This is a genomic window from Pseudomonas sp. HMWF006 (genome assembly GCF_003061205.1).
GTDB lineage: Bacteria > Pseudomonadota > Gammaproteobacteria > Pseudomonadales > Pseudomonadaceae > Aquipseudomonas > Aquipseudomonas monsensis.
In genome coordinates this window covers 1-7,085 of the sequence record NZ_QAIU01000106.1, presented here as the reverse complement: position 1 = coordinate 7,085, position 7,085 = coordinate 1, and the positions used below count along the sequence as shown (strand labels likewise).

At 59.8% G+C, this 7,085-nt stretch carries 7 protein-coding genes and 1 pseudogene; 2 read left to right on the top strand and 6 right to left on the bottom strand.

Going from position 1 to position 7,085, the window contains the following annotated elements; genetic code table 11:
• Positions 1-16: 16 nt before the first annotated feature.
• The 3 genes from DBR24_RS04075 to DBR24_RS04065 all read right to left on the bottom strand — a co-directional run bounded on the left by DBR24_RS04075 (position 17) and on the right by DBR24_RS04065 (position 2,055).
• Positions 17-505, bottom strand: coding sequence for a GNAT family N-acetyltransferase (locus DBR24_RS04075; protein WP_128613978.1), 489 nt, complete (start codon positions 503-505; stop codon positions 17-19).
• 324 nt (positions 506-829) lie between these two features.
• Positions 830-1,324, bottom strand: a complete 495-nt coding sequence (locus DBR24_RS04070) for a GyrI-like domain-containing protein (RefSeq protein ID WP_123467089.1) — start codon at positions 1,322-1,324, stop codon at positions 830-832.
• A gap of 68 nt (positions 1,325-1,392) precedes the next feature.
• Positions 1,393-2,055 carry a LysE family translocator gene (locus DBR24_RS04065; RefSeq protein ID WP_123467091.1) on the bottom strand — a complete coding sequence of 221 codons (663 nt, stop codon included), beginning with the start codon at positions 2,053-2,055 and terminating at the stop codon, positions 1,393-1,395.
• Positions 2,056-2,209: 154 nt separating this feature from the next.
• Between DBR24_RS04065 and alaC the strand changes: the two genes are divergently transcribed.
• The gene (gene alaC / locus DBR24_RS04060; RefSeq protein ID WP_128613976.1) at positions 2,210-3,427 is read left to right on the top strand and encodes an alanine transaminase; all 1,218 of its coding nucleotides are present in this window, start codon (positions 2,210-2,212) and stop codon (positions 3,425-3,427) included.
• Positions 3,428-3,608: 181 nt separating this feature from the next.
• Here alaC and DBR24_RS04055 read toward each other — a convergent pair whose 3' ends face one another.
• Entirely contained in the window at positions 3,609-4,964 is a 1,356-nt protein-coding gene (locus DBR24_RS04055; RefSeq protein ID WP_128613975.1) for a GntP family permease, read from the bottom strand.
• Between the two features lie 82 nt (positions 4,965-5,046).
• Positions 5,047-5,580 carry a gluconokinase gene (locus DBR24_RS04050; protein WP_123467095.1) on the bottom strand — a complete coding sequence of 178 codons (534 nt, stop codon included), beginning with the start codon at positions 5,578-5,580 and terminating at the stop codon, positions 5,047-5,049.
• Between the two features lie 216 nt (positions 5,581-5,796).
• Here DBR24_RS04050 and DBR24_RS04045 point away from each other — a divergent pair, with 216 nt between their 5' ends.
• Positions 5,797-6,828 carry a LacI family DNA-binding transcriptional regulator gene (locus tag DBR24_RS04045; protein WP_128613974.1) on the top strand — a complete coding sequence of 344 codons (1,032 nt, stop codon included), beginning with the start codon at positions 5,797-5,799 and terminating at the stop codon, positions 6,826-6,828.
• A 162-nt stretch (positions 6,829-6,990) separates the two neighbouring features.
• On the opposite strand, the pseudogene DBR24_RS31485 reads toward DBR24_RS04045, so the two are convergent.
• Positions 6,991-7,085 (bottom strand): annotated as a pseudogene (locus DBR24_RS31485) (LysR family transcriptional regulator); the annotation flags it as partial.

Below are 7,085 nucleotides of genomic sequence, written 5' to 3'. Positions count from 1 at the left end.
GGTTATGAGTGATGTCTTACACAGTGAGGATCATCTCGTGCCACGCCATCCCGCCATGATCGGACTCTGACGGCTTGATGTAGGCAAAGCCAAACCCGGCATAAAGCGGGATGTGCTTCTCCTTGCACATCAGATGAATCGTCGCTTTATCCATCCCGCGCATGCGTTCGATGAACTCGGCCATCAGGCGCTTGGCCAGGCCCTGGCCCTGGTAGTCCGGGTGCACCACCACCGACATGATCACCACGTTCGGCCCTTGCGGATCGTGGCCGATCAGCTCCTTGAACGCCTCGTCCGACATCTGCACATCAAACGCCGCACCGGAGTTGACGAAACCGGCGACCACCCCGTCCACCTCGGCGACGATGAAGCCTTGCGGCCAGGTGGCGATGCGGGTGGCGATCTTCTCGCGGGTGGCGGCTTCATCGCCTTCATAGGCAACGGTTTCGATGGCGTAGCAGCGGTCCAGGTCGGCAGCGGTGACGTTGCGGATGAGGGTGTTCATGGCAGCTCGAAAATCAGCGGAGAAAAGTGCGCAAAGCATAAAGGAATAAGGTGCCCATATCGATCTGTGCAGGGCGCGTAAAGCCTGCGTATAAGCGCTTTTCTTCGTGCCGGCGGCGAGCTATTTCTGAGGCGTGTCTCTGATCACCCTTGGGGGAAACCGCTTATGAGCAGCGTGGAAATCGGCCTGTTGATGGTGTTGGGCATCAGTACGTTCGGCTTTATCACCCTGGGCATCGACCTGTTGCGGGCGCGACGGTTGGGCAAAGGTAAACGCGGTTGAACAGCATGAGGCGGATCATTGATCCGCCTCATGCTTATGCGCTCAGGCCCGGGTGTCGACCGGTACGCAGATTTCCAGTTTGCCGGTGTGCAGCCGCGGATTGAAATCGGCGCTGTAACGCTCGATTTCCGGCGCGTTGAGCTCCACGTAATGGGACGTCGGCAGCCAGGTCTTGTAGATGTACTGCAGAGTCTGCGGCAACTGATCGAGCGGTCCCTTGTGCTCGAACACCGCATACTGCCTGGGCAACACTTCGATCCACTGGTAGACCTTTTGGTCAAGGTCATCGAGCTTGCTGATTTCCACCCCGGCGATGTAATCGAAGCCGCCCTGGCCATCGAAGTTACTACAGACGCCGTAGGTCACTTCGTTTTTTTGTCCCTGTATCTTTCCCAGGTGCGGCAAGAACTTTTCCCACAGTGCGGGGATGTCCTTGGCGCTGTCCTGGGTAAATCGTCCACGAAATCCTGCAATCAGCAGGAAGTGTCCATGTTCGAAGCGAGGTTCTGACACTTCGACGCGTTTTTGCTCATCCATGACTCGACTCCTGGAACAAAAAAAGGGGTTCGGCAGGTGAGTATAGAAGCCAAACCCGATTCGCAATGTTACAAGGCGTGCAACTGGTCGGCCGCCCCGGAGCCAACGAACTCGTTATAACCGGATACGATCACGTAAACCGCGAAATAGCAGAAGATCGCCGCCGATGCCATGTACGAGTAGCGCAACAGCTTGTCGCCGAGCAACTTGCCGCCGTGGCTCGCGGCAAAGCACAAACCGGCCGACCACAGCAGCCCGGCGCAGAGAAACCCGCCGAGGAACAGCGCCGAACTGACCGGACCACCACCGCCGGAACGCGCGATCAAGGTGCCGCCCACTGCCGCGAACCACAGAATCGCGCTTGGCGAGGACATGGCGAGGAAGATCCCGCGAAAGAACTCCTTGCGGTGCGAGTTCTGCCCCACTTCTGCGGTCGCCGCCAGTTGCGCCTCGTGGTGAATCGCCGAGTAGATCATCTTCGCCGCGAAATAGATCAGCAGCGCCGAACCGCCGATCCACAGGACCCAGCGCACCGTTTCGTATTGCAGCAGCACGGTCATCCCGGCCAGCGCCAGCACCGCGTAGATCAGGTCACCGACGCAGGTACCGAGGCCCAGCGCGAAGCCCTGGAAATACCCGCGCTGCATCGCCAGGGTAATCATCGCGATGTTGGCCACGCCGATGTCCAGGCACAGCGAGAGGCTCAGCAAGAAGCCGCTGGTGAATTCCATCTACCGATTTCCTTGGAAAAAATTTGTTTAACGATTGTTTGAACACCGGGGGGCTGGACAGTCTGCCATCACAGCCCTTATCTTCGCCAACAGGTCACCGCAGTGACCAGCGTCGCTCGGACGGTTCCGGGCGCTTACGTTATCCGAGGCAACAATGGCTGAACAAGGTTCGCCGCGCCGCTTTGCGCGCATAGATCGACTCCCCCCTTACGTTTTCAACATCACCGCCGAACTGAAGATGGCCGCCAGGCGGCGTGGTGAAGACATCATCGACCTGAGCATGGGCAACCCCGACGGGGCCACACCGCCGCACATTGTCGAAAAACTGGTGCAGGTCGCCCAGCGCGAAGACACCCACGGTTACTCCACGTCCAAGGGCATTCCGCGCCTGCGTCGGGCGATTTCCAACTGGTACAAGGAACGCTACGCGGTCGACATCGACCCGGAAAGCGAAGCCATTGTCACCATCGGCTCCAAGGAAGGCCTGGCGCACCTGATGCTGGCGACCCTGGATCAGGGCGACACCGTACTGGTGCCGAACCCGAGTTACCCGATTCACATCTACGGCGCAGTGATTGCCGGCGCCCAGGTACGTTCGGTGCCATTGGTGCCGGGCGTGGACTTCTTCGCTGAACTGGAGCGCGCGATTCGCGGCTCGATCCCGAAGCCGAAGATGATGATCCTCGGCTTCCCGTCCAACCCCACCGCACAGTGCGTGGAGCTGGATTTCTTCGAACGGGTGATCGCCCTCGCCAAGCAGTACGACGTGCTGGTGATTCACGACCTGGCGTACGCCGACATCGTCTACGACGGCTGGAAAGCCCCGTCGATCATGCAGGTGCCGGGCGCCAAGGACATCGCGGTGGAGTTTTTCACCCTGTCCAAGAGCTACAACATGGCCGGCTGGCGGATCGGTTTCATGGTCGGCAACCCGGAGCTGGTCAATGCGCTGGCGCGGATCAAGAGCTACCACGACTACGGCACCTTCACCCCGCTGCAAGTGGCGGCGATTGCCGCGCTGGAAGGTGATCAGCAGTGCGTGCGCGACATCGCCGAGCAGTATCGCCAACGCCGCAACGTACTGGTCAAAGGCCTGCATGAACTGGGCTGGATGGTCGAGAATCCGAAGGCTTCGATGTATGTCTGGGCGAAGATTCCTGAGCAGTACGCGCATCTGGGTTCGCTGGAGTTCGCCAAGAAGTTGCTGGCCGAGGCCAAGGTCTGCGTCTCGCCGGGGGTGGGTTTTGGTGAGTATGGCGATGATCACGTGCGCTTCGCGCTGATCGAAAACCAGGACCGGATTCGTCAGGCAGTGCGCGGGATTCGCGGGATGTTCCGGGCCGATGGCCTGAGTCCAAAAACTTCCGCCTGACACCTATCCCCTGTGGGAGCGAGCTTGCTCGCGAAGGCGTCGTGTCAGCTACATCAATGCTGACTGAGCCACCGCTTTCGCGAGCAAGCTCGCTCCCACATTGGCTTTGTGTGTAGCGAAGAAATCATCACCCACAAAAAAACCGCATCGCTGCGGTTTTTTTGTGCCTGCAAGAAGCCGCTTAAACGAACAGCGACAACAGCAGGATAAAGCCCAAGGCGACGATGGACAGGATGGTTTCCATCGCCGTCCAGGTCTTGAACGTCTCGGCCACGGTCATGTTGAAGTACTGCTTCACCAGCCAGAAACCGGCGTCGTTAACGTGGGACAGGATCAACGAGCCCGCGCCAGTCGCGAGTACCAGCAGCTCACGGTTGACCCCCGGGATCATCCCGACCACCGGCACGACAATCCCCGCGCCGGTAATGGTCGCCACAGTTGCCGAACCGGTAGCGACACGAATCACCGCCGCCACCAGCCACGCCAGCAGGATCGGCGAGATCTGTGCGCTCACCGCCATGTGGCCGATCACGTCACCTACACCACTGGTCACCAGCATCTGCTTGAAGCCACCGCCGGCGCCGATGATCAGGATGATCGCAGCGGTCGGCGCCAGGCTCGCGTCGAGCCACTTGAGCATCTGCTGGGAACCGATGCCCTGCTTGTGCCCGAAGGTGTAAAGCGACAGCAGTAAGGCCAGCAGCAGTGCCGAGATCGGGTGACCGATCATGTCCATCCAGGTGCGGAAGAAATGACCGTCCGGCAGCGCCACGTCCGCGAAGGTTTTCAGCAGCATCAGGAACACCGGCAGCAGCACGGTGATCAGGGTGATGCTGAAGCTAGGCAGCGTTGTCGAGTCGTCATTTTCGCGGGCCAGTTGATCGACCAGTTCCTGATTCGGGTGACCCGGAATGTGCTTGGCGATAAACGTACCGAAGATCGGACCGGCAATGATTGCCGTCGGCAGCGCAACGATCAGACCGTAAAGAATGGTCTTGCCGATGTCAGCACCGAATACGCCGATGGCCAGCAGCGGCCCCGGGTGCGGTGGCACCAGACCGTGCACGGCGGACAGACCGGCGAGCAGCGGGATACCGATCTTGATGATCGACACGCCAGTGCGTCGGGCGACGATGAACACCAGCGGAATCAGCAGCACAAAGCCGATTTCGAAGAACAGCGGAATGCCTACCAGAAACGCGGCGAACATCATCGCCCACTGGACCTTGTCTTTGCCGAAGGCGCGGATCAGGGTCTGGGCGATCTGGTCGGCACCGCCGGATTCGGCCATCATTTTGCCGAGCATGGTGCCCAGCGCCAGGATGATACCGACGAAACCGAGCACGCCACCGAAGCCGTCCTGGAACGCCTTGATGATGGTGCCGATCGGCATGCCGGACGTCAGGCCGAGGAACGCGGCCGCGATGGTCAGGGAAATGAACGGGTGAATCTTGAATTTGGTGATCAGGATAATCAGGCCGATTACCGTGACCACTGCATCGAGCAGCAGGTAGGCGTCGTGGGACATGCCAAACATTGGGGGTGTCTCCTGGATTGTTGTTGTTATTAAAGCGGGTTAAACAGAAGTCGGGGGGACAGCGCTATCTCTTTCAACACACTCATACCGCCTGTTTCAGACCGTGGGCCTGCCACCAGACATGAGCCTGCGCCGCCAGTTCTTCAACACTGTGAATCGAGGCATTCAGCGCCAGGGTCAACGGCTCGCCTTTCGGCGATTCGAGCGTGGCGAACTGGCTTTCGATCAACGTGGCCGGCATGAAATGACCCGGGCGGTGGGACACACGCTCGGCGGCCACTTCAGGGGTCAGCTCAAGGAACACGAAGCCCAGGCCCGGCAAGGCACTGCGCAGCACTTCGCGATAACTGTGTTTAAGGGCCGAGCAGGTCAGCACCGGGCGCTCGCCTAGCGCATCGACACGACGCAACTCATCGCACAGGCTGTCGAGCCAGCCGGCACGGTCGTCGTCGTTCAGGGGGATCCCCGCGCTCATCTTTTCGATGTTCGCGGCCGGATGGAAAGTATCGCCTTCAATGGCAGTGGCGCCGCTCAATTGGCACAGGGCCTCGCTGACGCACGTCTTGCCGCAACCGGCAACGCCCATGATGACCAGGGCGGTGATGGGATGACTCATATAACACCTCAGCGCGCAGACAGCGCTACCTTTGCTAGCTATGACTCTAGTGCACAGGCAGAAGTTGCCGACGCCTTCTTGTCGTTTTTTTGGGTTGCAGCAGGTTTTCGTCCAACGCCAAAAAGCGAGGATCAGGCAGGACCTCGCTCACGCATTTGCAGCTGCATCAGGACAGCGCTACCTTAGTGCCTTGATTTTTGTTTGGCAAGCCGCCCGATGACCACCCCTAAAAACGATAAAAACACTCGCACTACCGGCCGTCCCACCCTTAACGAAGTTGCCCGCCTCGCCGGGGTGAGCCCGATTACCGCCTCCCGCGCCCTGCGCGGGGTCAGCACCGTGGCCACTGAACTGGTGGAAAAAGTCCAGAAAGCCGCCCTCGAACTCAACTACGTGGTCAACCCTGCTGCCCGCGCCCTGGCCTCGGCGCAGAGCCACTCGGTGGTGGTGTTGGTGCCATCGCTGTCCAACCTGTTGTTCATTGATACGCTGGAAGCCATTCATCGCGTGCTGACGCCCAAGGGCTTTGAAGTGCTGATCGGTAACTTCCACTATTCGCGCGATGAAGAAGAAAACCTGCTGCGCAACTACATGGCCTATCAGCCCCGTGGTTTGCTGCTGACCGGGTTTGATCGCACGGAAAGTTCGCGACGGATGATCGAGGCCAGCAACATTCCCTGCGTCTACATGATGGAACTGGACAGCGCCGCCGGCGTGAATTGCGTGGGTTTCTCGCAACTCAGTGCCGGCGAAACAGCGGCCGAACATTTGCTGTCTCGTGGGCGCAAGCGTCTGGCTTACATTGGCGCGCAACTCGACCAGCGCACGTTGTTGCGCGGCGAAGGTTTCCGCAAAGCGTTGCAGAAGGCCGGGCGGTATGACCCGGATCTGGAAGTGCTGACCCCGCGATCATCGTCGGTGGGCCTGGGCGGCGAGTTGTTCCTGCAACTGCTGGCGGCGCATCCAGATGTCGATGCGATCTTCTTCGGCAACGACGACCTCGCGCAGGGTGCCTTGCTGGAAGCGTTGCGCAACGGCATCAAGATCCCCGAGCAGGTGGCGATTCTTGGCTTCAACGACTTGCCGATGTCCCAGCACATGGTGCCGCGCCTGAGCAGTATCAACACCCCGCGCGAGGCGATTGGCCGGCGCGCGGCGGAGCAGATGTTGACGTTGATGGCCGGCAACAACGTGGCGCGGCCGGTCGAAGACATGGGCTTCGAACTGAAAATCCGCGAAAGTACCTGACCCCGAAATCCCTGTGGGAGCTGGCTTGCCAGCGATGGCGTCAAGTCAGTCGATAAATTGTTGACTGACCCACTGCTATCGCTGGCAAGCCAGCTCCCACAGTTTTTTGTGGCGTTCTCAAATCCGAGGTTTAACCGCAATCCCTGTGGGATTTGCGCGGGGTCAATCGCCCAGGAGTTCGACCAGCGCCAACGCGCCCTTCTGTAACGGCTGGCTCTTGAGCCACACCGCATGCACCGGCAGCACTAGGCCATTTT

Coding starts and splice junctions, on each gene's coding strand:
- DBR24_RS04050 (WP_123467095.1), bottom strand. CDS start 5,580: ATGAGTCATCCCATCACCGCCCTGGTCATCATGGGCGTTGCCGGTTGC.
- DBR24_RS04055 (WP_128613975.1), bottom strand. CDS start 4,964: ATGTTTGGCATGTCCCACGACGCCTACCTGCTGCTCGATGCAGTGGTC.
- DBR24_RS04075 (WP_128613978.1), bottom strand. CDS start 505: ATGAACACCCTCATCCGCAACGTCACCGCTGCCGACCTGGACCGCTGC.
- DBR24_RS04045 (WP_128613974.1), top strand. CDS start 5,797: ATGACCACCCCTAAAAACGATAAAAACACTCGCACTACCGGCCGTCCC.
- DBR24_RS04065 (WP_123467091.1), bottom strand. CDS start 2,055: ATGGAATTCACCAGCGGCTTCTTGCTGAGCCTCTCGCTGTGCCTGGAC.
- DBR24_RS04070 (WP_123467089.1), bottom strand. CDS start 1,324: ATGGATGAGCAAAAACGCGTCGAAGTGTCAGAACCTCGCTTCGAACAT.
- alaC (WP_128613976.1), top strand. CDS start 2,210: ATGGCTGAACAAGGTTCGCCGCGCCGCTTTGCGCGCATAGATCGACTC.